Source organism: Azonexus sp., assembly GCF_041909095.1.
GTDB lineage: Bacteria > Pseudomonadota > Gammaproteobacteria > Burkholderiales > Rhodocyclaceae > Azonexus.
Map to the genome: position 1 here is coordinate 46,454 of NZ_JAYREB010000010.1, position 18,798 is coordinate 65,251.

Genomic DNA, 18,798 nt, shown 5'->3' on the forward strand with positions numbered 1-18,798 from the left:
GGCATGCGGCCGGAAACGCCGACCCGCCACAGCCTGTTCGAGGACGCCCAGGCGCTGCTGGTGGCGCCGATGTTCGTCGCCTTCGCGGTGATGCTCTTGCAGCAGGCCGGCTTGCTCACCGGCGGTACGGTCGGCGTCGCCTTCCTGGTCCATTACCTGTCCGGCTGGCCGATGGCCTGGGTGTTGTTCGTCGCCAACCTGCCGTTCTACCTGTTCGCCTGGCGGGCGATGGGCATGGTGTTCACGCTCAAGACCTTTTTCTGTGTCGGTCTGCTTTCGCTGTATACCGCGCTGCTGCCGCTGGTCGTCTCGGTAGCCTGGGTCGATCGGCTGTTCGCTGCGGTGATGGGCGGTTTCCTGATCGGCGTCGGCCTGCTGATGATCGTCCGCCACCGGGCCAGCCTCGGCGGCCTCGGCGTGCTCGCGCTGTATCTGCAGCAGCGTCGCGGCTGGTCGGCGGGCAAGGTGCAGATGGCGGCCGATGCGGCGATCCTGCTCGCCGGTCTGGTGATCCGCGATCCCCTGACGGTGGGGCTGTCGATCGTCGGCGCGCTGGCGCTCAACCTGGTGCTGGCGGCCAACCACAAGGCTGGCCGCTACCTCGGAACCTGAGCCGGCGCTAGCAGCCTGTCGGACTTGACCAAGTCGGCTGCAAAAAGCGGGAAGACGGTTCATTTTTCCCCGTGTTTCTGCGCGAATAGAACGACTATTCGCTTGAAACCCGTGAAAAACTGCCCTCGTCTCCCACTTTTTTCGCTGCGACCCATCAAGTCCGAGAGGCTGCTAGGCGGTCAGATGTTTGGCGGCACGATGCATGCCGGCCAGACGGCGCATGCTGCTGATCATGGCGCCGGCGGCGCGGGCAATGCGCTCGCCGGTGCCGGGTTCGAAACGAACGCGGGCGTCGCTGCCGATGCTTTCAATGACGACGCGACCGGCCACCCGCACGCGGTGGCTTTCGCCGGCGGCCAGCACGATGTCGCCGGCTTCGCCGGTGACCGTCATCCAGAGCACGCCGCTGGTGCAGCGGACGACCATGCCGCGCGCCTCGGACAGCCGCAGGGGGCAGTGTTCCCGCAAATAAACCTCACCTTCGCCAAACTTGATCTTCATCTCGCATCTCCTTTCTGAATGCAGGCACAGTTTAGGGGCGGATGAATCAATGATACAGTCACACGGAAACGAAATTGTGACCATCACAGTGCCGGGTGTCGGCAACTGTGCTGGTGTTTTTCAATGACAACTGTAATGGTGTCCCATGGCCGTAGAACCCCTTCGTTACGAGAAACTCGCTGGCGAGCTGGCCGGCATGATCGGCGACGGCATCCTCAAGCACGGCGACCGCCTGCCTTCGGTGCGCCGCCTGTCGCAGGAGCGCCGGCTGTCGGTGTCCACCGTGGTGCAGGCCATGCGCCAGCTCGAGGAACGCGGGCTGGTCGAGGCCCGACCGCAATCCGGGTATTTCGTGCGGCCGCCGGCGATGGCGCGGCGCGAACCGGAAGCGCGGGCGACGCCGGATGGGCCGATGCCGGTCGATATCTCGCAGCGCCTGGTGCACGTCCTGCAGGCCGGCGCCAAGCCCGGCGTGGCGCCGCTCTCCGCCGCGCTGCCGGCCAACGAGCTGCTGCCGATCGCCGCCCTGCATCGCCTTTACGCTGGCGTCGCGCGGCGCCATCCGCAGCTGCTCGAAACCGGCAGCCACGTCCATATGGACCTGCCGCCGCTGGTCCGCCAACTGGTGCGCCGCTCGCTGGCCTGGGGCGGGCCGCTGGCGGCGGAGGAATTCGTCATCACCAACTCCTGCACCGAGGCGCTCAACCTCTGCCTGCGCGCGGTGACCCGGCCGGGCGACACGGTCGCCGTCGAGTCGCCGGCCTATTACCTGATGCTGCAACTGCTCGAGACGCTCGGTCTGAAGGCGCTGGAAATTCCCTGCGACCCGCGCACCGGGATGTCGGTCGAGGCGCTCGAACTCGCCACCCGCAACGGCGGCGTCGCCGCCTGCCTGCTCGTCGCCAACGGCAGCAACCCGCTGGGCAGCGTCATGCCCGACGAGCGCAAGCGGCGCCTGGCGGCGCTCACCGCGGCGCGCGGCATCCCGGTGATCGAGGACGACATCTACGGCGACCTGCATTTCGGCGACGAGCGGCCGTGGCCGGTCAAGGCTTTCGACGACAGCGGCAACGTCATGCTCTGTGCGTCGTTTTCCAAGTGCCTGTCGCCGTCGCTGCGCATCGGCTTCATCGCCGCCGGCCGGCACAAGGCGGCGGTGGCCCTGCAGAAGACGATCACCAGCGGCGGCACCAACCCGCTGACGCAGATGGTGCTCGCCGAATACCTCGAATCGGGCGCCGTCGACCGGCATCTGCACAGCCTGCGCCGGACCTACCGGCGCCAGGTGGAGAGCATGCAGGCGGCGGTTTCCCGCTATTTCCCGGCGAGCACGCGGATTGCCCAGCCGCAGGCCGGCTACGTGCTGTGGGTCGAACTGCCGGAGGGCATCGACACCACCCAGTTGCACGGGCGGGCCTTGCGCGAGCGGCTGTCCTACGTGCCGGGCGAACTGTTCTCGGCCAGCGGCATGTACCGTAACTGTCTGCGCCTGAACTGCGGTAATCCGCATACACCGGAAATCGACGATGCCATCCGTCGCCTCGGGCGCATTTTCGGAGGCGGCGAAAGCGCGGTGAAGGAGGGCAGGGCTTGAGTAACTACGGTATCATTGCCGCTTTTGCGGCGGCAGCCGTGCCGCTGCAGTGAACGTACTCGAAGGATTTTCTGCTCATGTTCGACGCAGTCCGCAACAACAAGAGGATCGTCCAGGGCTTCCTGGTGCTGATCATGCTGCCTTTTGCCTTCTTCGGCCTCGATTCGTATTTCAATGGCGGCGGCGTCGGTGCCGATGTCGCCAAGGTCGGCGATGTCCATATCTCCCAGCAGGAATTCCAGCAGGCGCTGCGCGAACAGCAGGATCGCGTGCGCAGCCAGCTGGGGCAGGTCGATCCCAAGATGTTCGAGAACCCGGAATTCCGCAAGGCGATTCTCGACGACCTGGTCAACCGCCGTCTGCTGCTGATCGAGGCCGGCAAGCGCCGCCTCTTCGTCAGCGACGACGCGGTGCGCAACGCGATCGCCTCGATCGATGCCTTCCACGAAAACGGCAAGTTCTCCAATCAGCGCTACGAAGCCCTGCTCAGTGCCCAGGGCATGTCGCCGCAAGGCTTCGAAGCGCAGGTCCGGCAGGACATGACGCTGCAACGACTGGCCGGTAGCATCGGTCAGTCCGGCGTGCTGTCGAACACCGTCGGCGAACGCATCCTCGCCCTGCAGACCGAGCAGCGTGAGGTCCAGGAAATCCTGCTCGGCCTCGACGCCTATCAGGGCAAGGTGCAGCTGGCCGATGATGCGGTGCGCAAGTATTACGACGAGAACAGCAAGCGCTTCGAGACGCCCGACCAGGCCCGCGCCGAATTCGTCGTCCTGACCCTGGACGGCCTCGAGGTCAAGGTCGGCGACGACGAGATCAAGGCCTGGTACGACGGTCACAAGGACCGCTACCAGCAGCCCGAGGAACGCCGCGCCAGCCACATCCTGATCGCCACCGAAGGCAAGGACAAGGCGCAGGTCCGCGCCAAGGCCGAGCAGGTGCTGAAGGACGTGCAGGCGACGCCGGCCGCCTTCGCCGAGCTGGCGAAGAAGAATTCCGACGATCCGGGTTCCGCTGGCCAGGGTGGTGACCTTGGTTTCTTCGGTCGCGGCATGATGGTCAAGCCCTTCGAGGATGCCGTTTTCGCACTCAAGGAAGGCGAGACCTCTGGCATCGTCGAATCCGATTTCGGCTTCCACATCATCCGTCTGGCAAGCATCCGCGCCGCCCGCGAAAAGCCGCTCGCCGAAGTGCGCGGCGAGATCGAGAAGGAACTGAAAGCCTCCGCTGCCAGCCGCAAGTTCGCCGAAGCTGCCGAAGCGTTCAGCAACGCGGTCTATGAGCAATCCGACAGCCTGCAGCCGGCAGCCGACCAATTCAAGCTGAAGGTCCAGCAGAGCGGCTGGCTCGGTCGTCAGGCCGATCCGGCGAACGGTCCGCTGGCCAACCCCAAGCTGCTGGCGGCACTGTTCTCGGACGACGCGATCAAGAACAAGCGCAATACCGAAGCCGTCGAGATTGCCCCCAACACCCTGGCCGCCGCGCGCATCGTCGACTACAAGCCGGCGGCGCTGCAGCCCTTCGACAGCGTCAAGGCCGAGATTGCAAGCATGCTGCGCAATGAGGAAGCCTTCAAGCTCGCCCTGGCTGATGGTCAGGCCCGCCTCGCCGAACTGAAGAAGGGTGAAGACAAGCAGGCCTGGGGTGCTGCCAAGCGTGTCTCGCGCATGGATTCCAGCCGCCTGCCGCCGCCGGCGGTGCCGGTGGTGTTCCGGATGAATACCGACAAGCTGCCGTCTTACGCCGGCGTCGAAATCCGCGGCACCGGCTACATGCTCTACCGTCTGAACAAGGTCGAAGCCGGCGAGAAGCTCGACGACGTCCGCCGTCAGGGCCTGCTCGGCCAGTTGCGTTCGCTGGCGGCGCAGGAAGACATGCAGATGTACGTCAGTGCGCTGCGCAGCCGCTACAAGGTGGAAATCAACGAGAAGGCGCTGAACAGCAGCGAGCGCTGAACGAACCTTCGAGGAAGCAAGAAAAAGGCGGGGAAACCCGCCTTTTTCTTTGGGCTCAGGCCTGCAGCGCCTCGTAGGCGTCGTTGACCGAGAGGAAGACCCGGCCGGAGAGTTCCCGCAGCAGCGCGGTGTCGCGCAGGCGGTCGTGCACCGGTCCCTTGATCTCGGCGAAGTTGAGACGGATGCCGCGGGCGCCGAGTTCGCGGTCGAGGTCGTGCAGCACTTCCATTGCCGTCGCGTCGACGCGGTTGACCGCGCTCATGATCAGCACCACGTCGCGCAGCCCGCTGTTGCGCTCGATCTCGGCGAGCAGGCGGGCTTCGACGGCGTCCAGGTTGCCGAAGAAGAGGCTTTCGTCGGTGCGCAGGAAGAGGGCGTTGGGCAGGGTCTGCACGGTGTGCCGCTCGACGTTGCGGAAATGCTCGCTGTCGGGAATCCGCCCGAGCACCGCGATGTGCGGCGTGCTGGCGCGGTAGAGCAGGGTGGCGAGCGAGAGCAGGATGCCGAGGCCGATGCCGGCTTCGAGGCCGAGAACGAAGACGCCGGCGCCGGTGCCGAGCGCGGCGATGCCGTCGGCGCGGTCGTAATGCCAGGCCTGGCGCAGGCTGCGCAGGTCGATCATGCTGAGCGCGGCGACGATGATGCTGGCCGCCAGCACGGCCAGCGGCAGGCGGGTGAACAGCGGGGCGGCGCCGATCACCACGACGAGCATGGCGCAAGCGGCGACGATGCCGGCCAGCGGCGTCTGCGCGCCGGCCGCGACATTGACCGCCGAGCGCGAGACGCCGCCGCCGACCGGCATGCCGCCGTGAAAGGCGGCGACCACGTTGGCGGCGCCGAGGCCGACCAGTTCGGCGTTGGCGTCGATACGCTCGCGGCGGCGGATGGCCAGCGCCTGCGCCATCGAAATGTTCTGCACCATGCCGATCAGCGCCATCAAGGCGATCGGCACCGCCAGCCGTTTCAGGTCGCCGGCGTCGGGCAGGAAGAAGACCGGCGCCGGCAGGCCTTCGACGATGCTGCCGACGACGGCGACGCCATATTGCCGGTCGAGATTCCAGCCGACCACGGCGAGCGTCGCCAGCAGCACGACCAGTAGCGGCACCAGGCGGACGACGAAGGCGGCGGCGCCCGGCTTGATGCCGGCCTTGCCGAGCAGGCCGGCGAGGCTAGTGCGGGCGAAGGCGAGCACGGCGATGGCGGTGAGGCCGATGGCGGTGCTGACGTCGATGCGCCCTTCGGTGAACAGGGCACTGAGCACGGTCAATGCGTCGCTCGCCGCCGGGTGGGCGTTGAACAGGTATTTCAGTTGGCTGAAGACGATCAGCACCGCCGAGCCGGAGACGAAGCCGGCGATCACCGGCCGGCTCAACAAGCGGGCCAGGAAACCGAGGCGCAGCAGGCCGCAGCCGAGCAGCACCAGGCCCGAGGCGAGCGCCAGCGTTGCCGCCAGCGCGATGTATTCGGGCGAGCCGGGGGCGGCGATCGGCGTCAGCACCGAGTAGGTCATGATCGAGGTGATCGCCACCGGGCCGACCGCCTGCACCATGCTGCTGCCGAACAGCGCGTAGGCGATCACCGGGAAGATCGCCACGTACAGCCCGGCCTGCGGCGGCAGGCCGGCGAGCAGCGCGTAAGCGAGGCTTTGCGGAATGACCAGGATGGTGACGATGATGCCGGCCAGCAGGTCGCTGGCCAGGTGTTGTCGGGGGTAGGGACTGGCCCAGCGGGGCAGCAGGCGCATCAGCATCTCCTGGCAGCAATGAAAAACGCCGACCAGGCGGAGCCAGGTCGGCGTTGTGTGCGGGGTGACCGCAAGGCCGGTCAGGCCGGCAGCGGGTCGGCGTTGCCCAGGGCGACGGTGTTCATGCCGCCATCAACGTACATGATTTCGCCGGTGACGCCGCTGGCCAGGTCGGAGAGCATGAAGGCGGCGGCGTTGCCGACTTCCTCGATGGTCACGTTGCGGCGCAGCGGGGCGTTGTGCGAGTTGTAAGCGAGCAGCTTGCCGAAGTTGCCGATGCCGGAGGCCGCCAGCGTCTTGATCGGGCCGGCCGAGATGGCGTTGGCGCGGATGCCTTCGGGGCCGAGGCAGAAGGCGAGGTAGCGGGTGGCGGCTTCGAGGCTGGCCTTGGCGACGCCCATCGTGTTGTAGTTGGGCATCGTCCGTTCGGCGCCGAGGTAGGTCAGCGCCAGCGCCGAACTCTTGCGGCCGCGCATCATCGGCCGGGCGGCCTTGACCAGCGCCGGGTAGCTGTAGGCGGAAATTTCGTGGGCGATGCGGAAGGACTCGCGCGAGATGCCGTCGAGGAAGTCGCCTTCGATGGCTTCGGTCGGCGCGTAGGCGATCGAATGGACGAGGCCGTCGAGGCCGTCCCAGCGCTTGCCGAGTTCGGCGAAGACGTTGTCGATCTGTTCGTCGCTGGTGACGTCGAGCGGAATCGTGATGTCGCTGCCGAATTCGGCAGCGAATTTCTTGATGCGGTCTTCGAAGCGTTCGGTCTGGTAGGTGAACGCCAGTTGGGCGCCTTCGCGGTGGCAGGCCTTGGCAATGCCGTAGGCAATGGAATGCTTGGACAGCAGCCCGGTGATCAGAATCTTCTTGTCGGCGAGAAAGCCCATGTGTTTATTCTCCCTAAGGGGTTTAGCCGCGAGATTATAAACCGATAAAAGCCCGGCTATAACGCCTACATGTTCGGGTAGGTCGGCCCTTCGCCACCTTGCGGCACGACCCAGACGATGTTCTGCGTCGGGTCCTTGATGTCGCAGGTCTTGCAATGCACGCAGTTCTGCGCGTTGATCTGCAGATGCGGCGTACCGGCCTCGTCGCGCAGGATCTCGTAAACGCCGGCCGGGCAGTAGCGCTGTTCCGGCGCATCGTAGGTCGCCAGGTTGACGGCGATCGGTACCGATGCATCTTTCAGCGTCAGATGGCAGGGCTGGTCTTCCTCGTGGTTGGTCGATGAGAGGAAGACCGACGACAGGCGGTCGAAGGTGATCACGCCGTCCGGTTTCGGGTAGTTGATCGGCGGGCAGTCGGCGCCCGGTTTCAGCTTGGCGTGGTCGGGCGCCGCATGGTGCAGCGTCCACGGCGCCTTGCCGCGCAGCAGGGTCTGGTCGATGCCGAACATCAGCGAGCCGAGCCACAGGCCCTTGGCCATCCATGGTTTGAAGTTGCGCGCGCGGTGCAGTTCGTCGTACAACCAGCTTTGCCGGAAGCTTTCCGGATAGGCAGCCAGGATGTCGCGCTGGCGACCTTCGCAGAGCGCCGCGAAACAGGCTTCGGCGGCCAGCGCGCCGGTCTTGAGCGCGCAGTGCGAGCCCTTGATGCGGGCGGCATTGAGGAAGCCGGCGTCGTCGCCGACCAGGACGCCGCCAGGAAAGACGGTTTCCGGCAAGGATTGCAGGCCGCCGGCGACCAGCGCCCGGGCGCCGTAGGCGATGCGCTTGCCGCCTTCGAGGAAGGGGCGGATTGCCGGATGCGTCTTGAAGCGCTGGAATTCCTCGTAGGGCGACAGGTGTGGATTCTGGTAGCCGAGGCCGACGACGAAGCCGACGGCGACCTGGTTGTTCTCCAGGTGGTAGAGGAAGCCGCCGCCGTAGGTATCGGGCTGCATCGGCCAGCCGCCGCTGTGGATGACCAGGCCGCTCTGGTGCCTGGCCGGGTCGATTTCCCAGAGTTCCTTGAGGCCGATGCCGTAGGTCTGCGGGTCGGCGTCGCGGTCAAGTTTGAAATGGGCGATCAACTGTTTGCCGAGATGACCCCGGCAGCCTTCGGCGAAGAAGCTGTATTTGCCGTGCAACTCCATTCCCGGCTGGAAATTCGGCCCTTCCGAACCATCATGCAGGCGGCCCATGTCGCCGGTGGCGACGCCCTTGACCGCGCCGTTCTCGTCGAACAACACTTCGGCGCCGGCAAAGCCGGGGTAGATCTCGACGCCGAGCGCTTCGGCCTGCTCGCCCAGCCAGCGGCAGAGGTTGCCGAGCGAGATCACGTAATTGCCTTCGTTATGGAAACAGCCGGGGAGAAAGGCGTTCGGTACCTGCGTCGCGCCGGTTTCCGACAGGATCAGGAAGCGGTCCTCGCTGACCGGGGCGTTGAGCGGCGCGCCGGTCGTCTGCCAGGCGGGCAGCAGCTCGTCGAGGGCGCGCGGGTCGATCACCGCGCCGGACAGTATGTGGGCGCCGATCTCGGCGCCTTTCTCGATCAGGCAGACCGAGAAGTCCTCGCCGTTCTCGCCGGCCAGCTGTTTCAGGCGGATGGCTGCGGCCAGTCCGGCGGGGCCGCCGCCGACGATGACCACGTCGTATTCCATGGCTTCGCGTTCCATGCTTGTCTCCTCGATTATTGTTGGCTTGTTTTCAATACGCTACAGTATGGAAAGCCTTTCTTCAATCCATTTTAAAACGATCGTTTCATGAACCAACGCAAAAAGCTCATTCACACCACAAGCCTGCCTATCCGCTGGGGTGATATGGATGCCTACGGGCACGTCAACAACACGGTCTATTTCCGCTACATGGAGCAGGCGCGGGTCGAGTGGATCGAGGACATGCAGGTGCTGGTCCGCCCGGGCGGTGACGGGCCGGTGATCGTCAATGCCGCGTGTACTTTCCTGCGCCCGATGACTTATCCGGGCACCGTCGAGGTGCGCACCTATGTTGGCGCGATCGGCCGCTCGAGCTGCCAGACGCACGTCGACATGCTGATCGACGGCGAGCTGTACGCCGAGGGCGCCGCCAAGGTGGTGTGGATGAACACGCAGACCGGCAAGTCGGTGCCCTTGCCGGATCACGTGCGGGCCTTGCTCGAAGCGGAGTAAACTCGGCGCCCATCGGATAGCGACGGAATCGGCATGGGCAAGCGAAAAATCTGGGAAAGACTCCTCTCCAGCGAACGGCTGGGGGCTGGCAAGGCGCCGGGAACGGCGGAGCGCACCGCCTTTCAGCAGGATTACGACCGCATCGTGTTCACCTCGGCTTTCCGCCGGATGAAGGACAAGACGCAGGTCTTTCCGTTGTCCAAGAGCGATTACGTGCGTACCCGCCTGACGCACAGCCTGGAAGTCAGTTGCGTCGGCCGTTCGCTGGGTGCCGTCGTCGGCCGCGAGATCATCGCCCGGCATGGCCTGCACGATGTCGAATCGGGCGATTTCGGGGCGATCGTTGCCGCTGCCTGCCTGGCCCACGACATCGGTAATCCGCCCTTCGGTCATGCCGGCGAGGACGCGATCCGCGAGTGGTTCCGCAATTCCGGTTTGTTCGAGCGCCATCAATTCACGCCGGCCCAGCGCGCCGATTTCGAGAGGTACGAGGGCAACGCGCAGGGCTTTCGCATCGTCTCGCGCCTGCAGAGCCCGGCCAATCCTGGCGGCTTGCAACTGACCAGCGCGGTGCTGGCGACTTTCACCAAGTACCCGCGGCCTTCCGCGGTCGATGGTTTGCTGGACGGCAAGAGCGGCAAGAAATTCGGCTTCTTCCAGCAGGATGCCGACAATTTCGCCCGCGTCGCCCAGTCGACCGGGCTGGTCGAGCGCATTCCGGGGCAGGCCTGGCGCCGCCATCCGCTGGCCTTCCTGGTCGAGGTCGCCGACGACACCTGTTACCTGATCGTCGATCTCGAAGACGCGGCGCGCCTCGGCTTCGTGCCCTACAAGGACGCCGAATGCCTGCTCGCCGACCTCGCCGGTTCGACGATCAACGGCAGCCGCCTCGACCGCCTGCACGACCCGAAGGAGCGCCTCGAATACCTGCGCGCCAAGGCCATCGGCCGCCTGCTGGAGGGCGCGGCGGCGGTTTTTCTGGAAAACGAGGCAGCCATCCTCGACGGCAGTTTCGACGAGGAACTGCTCGAACAGTCGCCGGTCAGCGTGCCGCTGCAGGCGGTGCTGCAGGTGGCCAAGGAGACGATCTACACAGCGCGGCCGGCGCTGGAAATCGAAACCGCCGGTTTCGAGGTGCTTGGCGCGCTGCTCGGGCTGTTTACCCACGCCGTCGAGGCGGCGGCGGTGCCCGAACTGCACATGACCAAGCGCGAGGAAATGCTGCTCCGCCTGCTGCCGCCGCAGTTCCTCGGCCACGGCGGCAAGCCCGCTGCCGACCCTTACGTGCGCCTGTTGCAGGTGGCCGATTTCGTCGCCGGGATGACCGACTCCTACGCGGTGGACATGTACCGCAAGCTCAAGGGTTTCGACCTGCCGACCTGATCACTCGAAGATGGCGAGGAATTCCTTCCGCGCTCTGGCCAGTTCGGCCTGCGCGGCCGGGTCGCAGAGGCGTTCGCTGGTCCGGTAGAAACGGTCGAAGGCCGCCAGCACCGCCGCCTTGTTCAGGCGGTCGCGGCCGCCGGCCCGGCTTTCCGGCTGCACCTGGTCGAGCGGCTTGAGCACCGCGTAGCGGGGAATGATCTGCTGCCCGCCCTGATCCGACGAGGCGGTGAGTGGGCCGGTCTTGACGAAGATTTTGCCCTCGTATTCGAAGCGATCGCCGATGGCGAGATGCTGGAGTTTCATGCTGGATCCTGTAGCGCGGAGCGCCGGATATTAGCAAGGCGTGTCGCGTCCGGGCGGGTTTTGGTAGCATCGGCGCCTTCAAGCAGACAGGGAGATGGAATGTTCGGCAACAAGTATCGGCAGCAGATCGGCGAACTCGAAGCGGCATTGGCCGATTGTCACGCCCTGCACGCGGCGCTCCAGCGCTCGATGGCGATCGTCGAACTGATGCCCGACGGCACGGTGATCGACGCCAACGACAATTTCTGCCGGACCCTGGGCTACACGCTGTCCGAACTCAAGGGCCAGCATCACCGCCGCTTCTGCGACCCGGTCTATGCCGGCTCGCCGGAATACGACAGCTTCTGGGCCTCGCTGCGGCGCGGCGAGTTCTTCCGCGGCCCCGTGCACCGCCGTCAGCGCGACGGCCGGGATGTCTGGCTGGAAGCTACCTACAACCCGGTCCTTGGGGCGGATGGTCGGGTGGTCAAGGTGGTCAAGTTCGCCACCGACGTCACGCCGCAGGTGATCGAGGCCGCCAGTCAGCGCGCCATGGTCGACGCCATCGAGCGCTCGATGGCGGTCATCGAATTCGCCACCGACGGCCGCATCCTGCGCGCCAACGACAATTTCTGCCGGGCCATGGGCTATTCGACCCGCGAACTGGCCGGTCAGCATCACCGCATTTTTTGTCCGGAAGATTTCGTGCGCGGGCCGGAGTACGCGCAGTTCTGGGCTCGCCTGGGGCGCGGCGAATTCTGTTCCGGGCAGTACCTGCGGCTCGACCGTCAGCGCCGCGAAGTCTGGCTGGAAGCCAGCTACAACCCGGTGTTCGGGCCGGACGGCCAGGTCGTCAAGGTGGTCAAGTTCGCCACCGACATCAGTGAGCGAATCCGCCGCCACATGGCCGAGCGCGAAGGCGCCGAAACCGCCTACAAGGTGGCGCTGGAAACGCGGGAAATTTCCCAGTCGGGCGAGGGCATCATCCTCGACACCGTGGACAAGATGCAGCACATCGCCGGTATCGTCGACGAATCGGCGGCGCTGGTCGCCGTGCTTGGCGAACAGACGGCCCGCATCTCGTCGATCGTCGGCACCATCCGCGAGATTGCCGACCAGACCAACCTGCTGGCGCTCAACGCGGCGATTGAGGCGGCGCGCGCCGGCGAATCGGGGCGCGGTTTCGCGGTGGTGGCCGACGAGGTGCGCAAGCTGGCCGAGCGGACCGGTAAATCGACCGGCGAAATCGCCGCCATGATCCAGACCATCCAGAAGGAAACCGGTTCGGTGACGGCGAGCATGAATAACGGCCTGGCCGAAGTGCGTGCCGGCGTCGAACTGGCCAACAGCGCCGGCGCGGCGATCAAGCAGATGCGCGACGGGGCGACCCGGGTGGTCGATGTTGTCCAGGCTTTTTCGAGCACGATCCAGGATTGATCGACGTCGGGCTTGCCAATTTCTGATAACTGTACAAAAATACAGTCATCGGAAATTGCCGGAGCCCCGCCATGAAACTCACCCCGCGTCAGCAGGAAATCCTCGACTTCATCCGCAACACCGTCGAAGTCCTCGGGGCGCCGCCGACCCGCGCCGAAATCGCCACCGCCTTCGGTTTCGCCTCGCCGAACGCCGCCGAGGACCATCTCAAGGCGCTGGCCAAGAAGGGCGCAATCAACCTCGAACCCGGCTCGGCGCGTGGTATCCGTCTCGTCGAACAGCTCGGTCTGCCGCTGATCGGCAGCGTCGCCGCCGGCTCGCCCATCCTCGCCGTCGAGAACGTGCAGGGGCGCTACAACTTCGACGCCGGCCTGTTCAACCCGCGCGCCGATTTCCTGTTGAAGGTGCGCGGCCTGTCGATGATCGATGCCGGCATCTTCGACGGCGACCTGCTGGCGGTGCACAAGACCAACCAGGCCCGCGACGGCGAGATCGTCGTCGCCCGCATCGACGAGGAAGTCACCGTCAAGCGCCTGGAGCGCGGCAAGAACCAGATCCGCCTGATCGCCGAAAATCCGGATTTCGAACCCATTGTCATCAACCCCGGCGAAGTCGAATTCGCCATCGAGGGCGTCGCCGTCGGCCTGATCCGCGGAGCCGTCGCCAAGCTGTCATGAGCGCGCAGCCGTCGCCGGTAGATTTGGCGGCGGTCCTGGCGCGCGGCGACATCTGGCGCGGCGATGCCTTGCCCGGCCTGCCGGCGGGCACCGTCGCCAGCGGCTACGCCGAACTCGACGCCGAACTGCCGGGCGGCGGCTGGCCGCGCGGCAATCTCACCGAAATTCTCGTGGATCGCAGCGGCATCGGCGAAATCAGCCTGCTGCTGCCGGCACTGGCCCGGCTGTCGGGTGAGGGCGGTCGCCTGGCTCTGGTTGCGCCGCCCTGGCTGCCGCACGCACCGGCCTGGGCGGCGGCCGGGGTGGCGCCGGAGCGCCTGCTGGTGATCCGTCCGGGCAAACAGGCTGCCTGGTGCGTCGAGCAGTTGCTCAGATGCGGCGGTTTTGCCGGACTGCTCGCCTGGCCGGATGCCGGCATCGACGCCCGGGCACTGCGCCGCCTGCAGGTGGCGGCCGAGGGGCAGACGGTTCTGGCGGTGTTGTGGCGTTCAAGTGCGGACGCCGCAACGCCGTCGCCGGCACCCTTGCGGCTCTCGCTGGCGGCGGGGAGCGCTGGCCTGGCGCTGCGCATCCTGAAGCGGCGCGGTCGGCCGGCGTCGCGCCTGTTGCAGATCGACATCCCCCGACCGGGAAGGAAAGCACGTGTTGTGGCTGGCCCTGCATTTTCCGCTGCTGACGCTGGAAGCCCTGCCATCGCGGCAGTCGCCTAGCGTCGTCACGGCCCGTGGCCGGGTCCTGGCCGCCGACCCGGTCGCCGCCGCCGCCGGCATTCTGCCCGGCCAGAAATTGTCGACTGCGCTCGGCCTGTTGCCCGGGCTGCGCGCCAACGAGCGCGACCCGGCGCGCGAAGCCCGGGCGCTCGCCGATCTCGCCTGCTGGGCCGGGCGCTTCACGCCGACCGTCAGCCTGGCGTCGCCGGATGCGCTGCTGCTGGAGATCGGCGCCTGCCGGCGGCTGTTCGGCGGCGTCGCCGCCATTGTTGAGGCGGCACTCGACGGCTGCCGGGCGCAGGGCTGGAGCGTCGCCTGGGCGGTTGCACCGACGCCGCTCGGCGCCCGCTGGCTGGCGCGCGCCGACGCGGCGGCCAGCTACGAGAACCTGGCCACGCTGCAGGCGGCGCTGGCCGATTTGCCGTGTGCCGTGCCCGGCTGGCCGGCCGAGGTCGTCGCCCGTCTGGAAGCCTTCGGTCTGCGCCGTCTCGGCGAATTGACCTCGCCCGCCGGCTTGCGTCGGCGCATCGGCAACGGCCCGGTCGACGACCTGCTGCGCGCCCGTGGCGAACTGCCCGATCCGCAGCGCGCCTTTGTCTTTCCCGAACGCTTCGCCGCCGGCCTGGAGCTGCCGTCGCGCGTCGATTTCGCCGAAGGCCTGGCTTTCGCCGCGCAGCGCCTGTTCTCCGCACTGGCCGGCTGGCTGCAGGTGCGCCAGTCGCTGTTGCGCGCGTGCACGCTGCATCTGACCCACGACGACGGATCGACCAGCGCGCTGCCGCTGCGCTTCGGCGAGCCCTGCGCCGATGAGGGCCGCTTCATGCGCCTGCTGCGTGAACACCTCGGCCGCCTGCAACTGGCGGCGCCGGTCGAGGCGCTGCAACTGGATGCCGACGAAGTCGTCGCCCGGCCCGGCGCCAGCGCCGGCCTGTTCGAGCAGGCGGCGAGCGGCGAGGGCGCCGCCGCCTGCCTCGAACGCCTGCGTGCCCGCCTGGGCGACGACGCCGTGCGCAGCCTGGCGGTGCGCGCCGACCACCGCCCGGAATGCGCGACGCGCAGCACCGATCCGGCGGACATCCTGGCGGCCAAGGCCGCACCGGATGCAAGCGGTGCCATGCCGCGCCCGTTCTGGCTGCTGCCGGTGCCGCAGCCGCTCACCGAACGCGCCGACGGCCCGCACTGGCACGGCCCGCTGCAACTCGTCACGCGCGGCGAGCGTCTGGAAAGCGGCTGGTGGGACAGCGGCGAGCCCGGCGCGGCCGGCGACATCCGCCGCGACTACTTCGTCGCCCGCAACGGCGAAGGCCGCTGGGCCTGGATCTTCCGCGACGCGCAGGGCTGGTATCTGCACGGACTGTTTGCCTGAGCCGGGCTTTTTCCCCGTCTGCCGGCGGGAAACCCGGATAATGGCGGCCAATTCGTTTTGCACGCCATTTCTGGAACTCCCCGCATGGAAATCAAGGTCAATTTTCTCGACAAGCTTCGTCAGGAAGCCAAGTTCGACGACTTCACGGTCATCGCCGATCAGTCGATCCGCTACAAGGGCGACGGCTCGGCGCCGGGGCCGTTCGATTACTTCCTGGCTTCGTCGGCCTTGTGCGCGGCCTACTTCGTCAAGCTTTACTGCGACACGCGCAACATCCCGACCGAGCACATCCGCCTGTCGCAGAACAACATCGTCGATCCGGAAAACCGCTACAAGCAGACTTTCAAGATCCAGGTCGAGCTACCGCCGGACATTTCCGAGAAGGACCGCCTCGGCATCCTGCGCTCGATCGACCGCTGCACGGTCAAGAAGGTGGTGCAGACCGGCCCCGAGTTCATCATCGAGGAAGTCGAGAATCTCGATGCCGATGCGCAGGCGCTGCTGAGCATCAACCCGGACGCGGGCACGCAGACCTTCATCGCCGGCAAGGACCTGCCGCTGGAGCAGACCATCGCCAACATGTCGGCCCTGCTCGCCGGGCTGGGCATCAAGATCGAGATCGCCTCGTGGCGCAACCTGGTGCCCAACGTCTGGTCGCTGCACATCCGCGACGCGCATTCGCCGATGTGCTTTACCAACGGCAAGGGCGCGACCAAGGAAAGCGCGCTGGCGTCCGCCCTGGGCGAATACATCGAGCGCCTGAGCTGCAACCATTTCTACAACGACCAGTTCTGGGGCGAGGAATTCGCCAACGCGCCCTTCGTGCATTACCCGAACGAGCGCTGGTTCAAGCTGGGCAAGAAGGATGCGCTGCCCAAGGGCCTGCTCGACGACTACACGCTGGACATCTACAACCCGGACGGCGAACTGCGCGCCTCGCACCTCTACGACACCAACTCCGGCAACACCGAGCGCGGCATCTGCACGCTGCCTTACGTGCGCCAGTCGGACGGCGAGACGGTGTATTTCCCGACCAACCTGATCGACAACCTCTTCCTCAGTAACGGCATGAGCGCCGGCAACACGCTGGTCGAGGCGCAGGTGCAGTGCCTGTCGGAAATCTTCGAGCGGGCGGTCAAACGCGAAATCCTCGAAGGCGAAATCGCGCTGCCCGACGTGCCGGCCGAGGTGCTCGACAAATATCCGGGCATCGTCGCCGGCATTACCGAACTGGAAAATCAGGGCTTCCCGGTGCTGGTCAAGGATGCCTCGCTCGGCGGCCAGTTCCCGGTGATGTGCGTGACCCTGATGAACCCGCGCACCGGCGGCGTCTTCGCTTCCTTCGGTGCCCATCCGAGCCTGGAAGTGGCGCTCGAACGCAGCCTCACCGAACTGCTGCAGGGGCGCAGCTTCGAAGGCCTCAACGACCTGCCGCGGCCGACCTTCGAGAGCAACGCCGTTACCGAGCCGAACAACTTCGTCGAGCACTTCATCGACTCCAGCGGCGTTGTGTCGTGGCGCTTTTTCAGCGCCAAGGCCGATTACGACTTCGTCGAATGGGATTTCTCCGGCCAGGGCGAGAATTCCAACGCCGACGAAGCCGCCACGCTGTTCGGCATTCTCGAAGAAATGGGCAAGGAAGTTTACGTTGCGGTCTACGACCAGCTCGGCGCCCAGGCCTGCCGCATCCTGGTGCCCGGCTACTCGGAAATCTACCCGGTCGACGACCTGATCTGGGACAACACCAACAAGGCGCTAGCCTTCCGCGAGGACATCCTCAACCTGCACCGCCTCGACGACGCCCAACTGGAAGCCCTGCTGGAGCGCCTGAAAGAGAGCGAACTCGACGACTACACCGACATCATCACGCTGATCGGCGTCGAATTCGACGAGAACACCGACTGGGGCCAGCTGACCATCCTCGAACTCAAGCTGCTGATCAACCTCGCGCTGCAGGATTTCGAAGCGGCCAAGGAGCAGGTCGAAGCCTACCTGCAATACAACGAAAACACCGCCGAGCGCGGCCTGTTCTACCAGGCGGTCAACGTGGTGCTGGAGGTGCTGCTCGACGACGAACTGGAGCTGGAAGACTACGAGCCCAACTTCCGCCGCATGTTCGGCAAGGAGCGCATGGATGCGGTCATTGGCTCAGTGGACGGCAGCATCCGCTTCCACGGCCTGACGCCGACCAGCATGAAACTGGAAGGCCAGGACCGCCACCAGCGGCTGCTTGACAGCTACCGCAAGGCGCACGCGGCGCGGGCGAAGGCGGCTGGGGTGAGCTTGGGGGATTGAGGCTTGAGAATCTGCAAAAGACAGCTACCGACCCTAAACGGACCTGGGCGAACAGGGAAAGCGGACGCTCAGCGTTTGAATTCAATGGCCGCCAATTGAATTCCGTCGGAATAAACAGGGGCTTTCATGCGCGGCTCGGACTTGCAGTTCTTGAAAGATCAATACCGATGGATCTGATGCCCGGTGCGCGTCGTAGTGGATGAAGAACCTCAATCTCCAATTTGGAATATGAATTGCTGCCCGGACGGGGGTAGGTCGGTGACTTAAGCCAATAGACAAGATAGATCCCGTGTTGTGCCTTTAGTCGAGTCATGTAGGCAGGGAGTTGAACCGTGAGGCCGTGAGCTAGATTCGGGCTGTCAGCCTTCTTTGCTTCAATCGCAACCTTAGCCAGTCCTGCATTAGACACAGGTGCAACGACCCAGAAGTCTACGTTGCCACTACCGGAGACTGGCTCACAGCTCACATCGAAATTCCTAGCCGCTCCATATGAAGCCAAGAATGAAGCGACAAAGCGCGAGATTTCTGGCTCATCAAGCGGTCGATCATCGATGCCTTGTTTCCCCCATACAAAACGCTCTGCTCCAAATTTCCGTATGTCCTCCTCGCAAAGGTGAAGGCAGTCAAGGACAGTTGCGAAGACGTCATCTGCCGACTTGTACGTCGTGCCAACCAAAAGGTTGTGTGCTCTGAGTGAGCGATGAAGTTCCAAGGGGGGAACCGTGTACGGAGTGCGTACTGCTCGCATGTGCCTGTCCATCGCACTCCAATCACCGGTCCATGGGGCAATCCCGCAGCCGATGGATTCCACGTCCCATTGAATGGCAACGTGAAGACGATCACGCCCGCGAATCTGTTCGCTGTGCTGATATTGACCGTTTCGTCGGATAAAAACCATGCCTTCACGGCATCTGGCTTCTAACTCGAAGCCAGGAAAGGATAACTTAAAAAGAATCAGATTGTTCTCAAGCAAGCCTTCATTCGCTGCGAACTCGACCGTTGCTGCGGTCGCGCAGAAATCTGATATCGAAACATGGCTCTTCATCTGTTTAAACAGTTGGAGCGTAACAGGGCCTAGTGTGCGGGTGTCGTACATGAGGATTTAATAGACCGGCATGGGCCGTTCATGAATGCTGGCGCCCTGATTATGCTCATGCGAT

16 protein-coding genes are annotated in these 18,798 nt (G+C 65.4%); 10 read left to right on the forward strand and 6 right to left on the reverse strand.

Annotated elements, in window-relative coordinates:
* Positions 1 to 3 precede the first annotated feature (3 nt).
* Positions 4 to 612: a YitT family protein gene (locus ACE3OV_RS15665; RefSeq protein WP_374328403.1), complete on the forward strand. Its 609-nt coding sequence runs from the start codon at positions 4 to 6 to the stop codon at positions 610 to 612.
* Between the two features lie 171 nt (positions 613 to 783).
* Here the strand turns inward: ACE3OV_RS15665 and ACE3OV_RS15670 are convergent, their stop codons facing one another.
* On the reverse strand, positions 784 to 1,113 hold the full coding sequence (locus ACE3OV_RS15670) for a DUF2917 domain-containing protein (protein ID WP_374328404.1): 330 nt from the start codon (positions 1,111 to 1,113) through the stop codon (positions 784 to 786).
* A 145-nt stretch (positions 1,114 to 1,258) separates the two neighbouring features.
* On the opposite strand from ACE3OV_RS15670, the gene ACE3OV_RS15675 reads away from it, so the two are divergent.
* Positions 1,259 to 2,707, forward strand: a complete 1,449-nt coding sequence (locus ACE3OV_RS15675) for a PLP-dependent aminotransferase family protein (RefSeq protein ID WP_374328405.1) — start codon at positions 1,259 to 1,261, stop codon at positions 2,705 to 2,707.
* A 77-nt stretch (positions 2,708 to 2,784) separates the two neighbouring features.
* Positions 2,785 to 4,662, forward strand: coding sequence for a SurA N-terminal domain-containing protein (locus tag ACE3OV_RS15680; RefSeq protein ID WP_374328406.1), 1,878 nt, complete (start codon positions 2,785 to 2,787; stop codon positions 4,660 to 4,662).
* Positions 4,663 to 4,717: 55 nt separating this feature from the next.
* Here ACE3OV_RS15680 and ACE3OV_RS15685 read toward each other — a convergent pair whose 3' ends face one another.
* The 3 genes from ACE3OV_RS15685 to ACE3OV_RS15695 all read right to left on the reverse strand — a co-directional run bounded on the left by ACE3OV_RS15685 (position 4,718) and on the right by ACE3OV_RS15695 (position 8,993).
* Entirely contained in the window at positions 4,718 to 6,406 is a 1,689-nt protein-coding gene (locus tag ACE3OV_RS15685) for a SulP family inorganic anion transporter (protein ID WP_374328407.1), read from the reverse strand.
* Positions 6,407 to 6,486: 80 nt separating this feature from the next.
* The gene (fabI, locus tag ACE3OV_RS15690) at positions 6,487 to 7,284 is read right to left on the reverse strand and encodes an enoyl-ACP reductase FabI (RefSeq protein WP_374328408.1); all 798 of its coding nucleotides are present in this window, start codon (positions 7,282 to 7,284) and stop codon (positions 6,487 to 6,489) included.
* Between the two features lie 65 nt (positions 7,285 to 7,349).
* On the reverse strand, positions 7,350 to 8,993 hold the full coding sequence (locus ACE3OV_RS15695; protein ID WP_374328409.1) for an electron transfer flavoprotein-ubiquinone oxidoreductase: 1,644 nt from the start codon (positions 8,991 to 8,993) through the stop codon (positions 7,350 to 7,352).
* A gap of 87 nt (positions 8,994 to 9,080) precedes the next feature.
* Between ACE3OV_RS15695 and ACE3OV_RS15700 the strand changes: the two genes are divergently transcribed.
* Positions 9,081 to 9,485, forward strand: a complete 405-nt coding sequence (locus ACE3OV_RS15700; RefSeq protein WP_374328410.1) for an acyl-CoA thioesterase — start codon at positions 9,081 to 9,083, stop codon at positions 9,483 to 9,485.
* Between the two features lie 33 nt (positions 9,486 to 9,518).
* A complete protein-coding gene (dgt, locus tag ACE3OV_RS15705) occupies positions 9,519 to 10,868 on the forward strand; it encodes a dGTP triphosphohydrolase (RefSeq protein WP_374328411.1) in 1,350 nt (449 codons plus the stop codon).
* Here dgt and ACE3OV_RS15710 read toward each other — a convergent pair whose 3' ends face one another.
* Positions 10,869 to 11,174 (reverse strand): hypothetical protein, encoded by a 306-nt coding sequence (locus tag ACE3OV_RS15710; RefSeq protein WP_374328412.1) that lies wholly within the window; start codon positions 11,172 to 11,174, stop codon positions 10,869 to 10,871. It lies immediately after the preceding gene.
* 99 nt (positions 11,175 to 11,273) lie between these two features.
* Here ACE3OV_RS15710 and ACE3OV_RS15715 point away from each other — a divergent pair, with 99 nt between their 5' ends.
* The 5 genes from ACE3OV_RS15715 to ACE3OV_RS15735 all read left to right on the forward strand — a co-directional run bounded on the left by ACE3OV_RS15715 (position 11,274) and on the right by ACE3OV_RS15735 (position 17,638).
* Positions 11,274 to 12,590 (forward strand): methyl-accepting chemotaxis protein, encoded by a 1,317-nt coding sequence (locus ACE3OV_RS15715; protein ID WP_374328413.1) that lies wholly within the window; start codon positions 11,274 to 11,276, stop codon positions 12,588 to 12,590.
* A gap of 71 nt (positions 12,591 to 12,661) precedes the next feature.
* Complete coding sequence (lexA, locus tag ACE3OV_RS15720; protein WP_374328414.1) at positions 12,662 to 13,267, forward strand: transcriptional repressor LexA; 606 nt, start codon at positions 12,662 to 12,664, stop codon at positions 13,265 to 13,267.
* Entirely contained in the window at positions 13,264 to 13,977 is a 714-nt protein-coding gene (gene imuA, locus ACE3OV_RS15725) for a translesion DNA synthesis-associated protein ImuA (RefSeq protein ID WP_374328416.1), read from the forward strand. Before lexA ends, imuA begins: the two co-directional genes overlap by 4 nt.
* Positions 13,910 to 15,343, forward strand: coding sequence for a DNA polymerase Y family protein (locus ACE3OV_RS15730; protein ID WP_374328417.1), 1,434 nt, complete (start codon positions 13,910 to 13,912; stop codon positions 15,341 to 15,343). Before imuA ends, ACE3OV_RS15730 begins: the two co-directional genes overlap by 68 nt.
* 84 nt (positions 15,344 to 15,427) lie before the next feature.
* Entirely contained in the window at positions 15,428 to 17,638 is a 2,211-nt protein-coding gene (locus tag ACE3OV_RS15735) for an OsmC domain/YcaO domain-containing protein (protein ID WP_374328418.1), read from the forward strand.
* 124 nt (positions 17,639 to 17,762) lie between these two features.
* Here ACE3OV_RS15735 and ACE3OV_RS15740 read toward each other — a convergent pair whose 3' ends face one another.
* Positions 17,763 to 18,734 (reverse strand): hypothetical protein, encoded by a 972-nt coding sequence (locus ACE3OV_RS15740; protein ID WP_374328419.1) that lies wholly within the window; start codon positions 18,732 to 18,734, stop codon positions 17,763 to 17,765.
* Positions 18,735 to 18,798 lie beyond the last annotated feature (64 nt).

Excerpts from the sequence above, each read along its gene's own strand:
- ACE3OV_RS15665 (WP_374328403.1), top strand. The coding sequence starts at position 4 with ATGCGGCCGGAAACGCCGACCCGCCACAGCCTGTTCGAGGACGCCCAG.
- ACE3OV_RS15670 (WP_374328404.1), bottom strand. The coding sequence starts at position 1,113 with ATGAAGATCAAGTTTGGCGAAGGTGAGGTTTATTTGCGGGAACACTGC.
- ACE3OV_RS15675 (WP_374328405.1), top strand. The coding sequence starts at position 1,259 with ATGGCCGTAGAACCCCTTCGTTACGAGAAACTCGCTGGCGAGCTGGCC.
- ACE3OV_RS15680 (WP_374328406.1), top strand. The coding sequence starts at position 2,785 with ATGTTCGACGCAGTCCGCAACAACAAGAGGATCGTCCAGGGCTTCCTG.
- ACE3OV_RS15685 (WP_374328407.1), bottom strand. The coding sequence starts at position 6,406 with ATGCGCCTGCTGCCCCGCTGGGCCAGTCCCTACCCCCGACAACACCTG.
- fabI (WP_374328408.1), bottom strand. The coding sequence starts at position 7,284 with ATGGGCTTTCTCGCCGACAAGAAGATTCTGATCACCGGGCTGCTGTCC.
- ACE3OV_RS15695 (WP_374328409.1), bottom strand. The coding sequence starts at position 8,993 with ATGGAACGCGAAGCCATGGAATACGACGTGGTCATCGTCGGCGGCGGC.
- ACE3OV_RS15700 (WP_374328410.1), top strand. The coding sequence starts at position 9,081 with ATGAACCAACGCAAAAAGCTCATTCACACCACAAGCCTGCCTATCCGC.
- dgt (WP_374328411.1), top strand. The coding sequence starts at position 9,519 with ATGGGCAAGCGAAAAATCTGGGAAAGACTCCTCTCCAGCGAACGGCTG.
- ACE3OV_RS15710 (WP_374328412.1), bottom strand. The coding sequence starts at position 11,174 with ATGAAACTCCAGCATCTCGCCATCGGCGATCGCTTCGAATACGAGGGC.
- ACE3OV_RS15715 (WP_374328413.1), top strand. The coding sequence starts at position 11,274 with ATGTTCGGCAACAAGTATCGGCAGCAGATCGGCGAACTCGAAGCGGCA.
- lexA (WP_374328414.1), top strand. The coding sequence starts at position 12,662 with ATGAAACTCACCCCGCGTCAGCAGGAAATCCTCGACTTCATCCGCAAC.
- imuA (WP_374328416.1), top strand. The coding sequence starts at position 13,264 with ATGAGCGCGCAGCCGTCGCCGGTAGATTTGGCGGCGGTCCTGGCGCGC.
- ACE3OV_RS15735 (WP_374328418.1), top strand. The coding sequence starts at position 15,428 with ATGGAAATCAAGGTCAATTTTCTCGACAAGCTTCGTCAGGAAGCCAAG.
- ACE3OV_RS15740 (WP_374328419.1), bottom strand. The coding sequence starts at position 18,734 with ATGTACGACACCCGCACACTAGGCCCTGTTACGCTCCAACTGTTTAAA.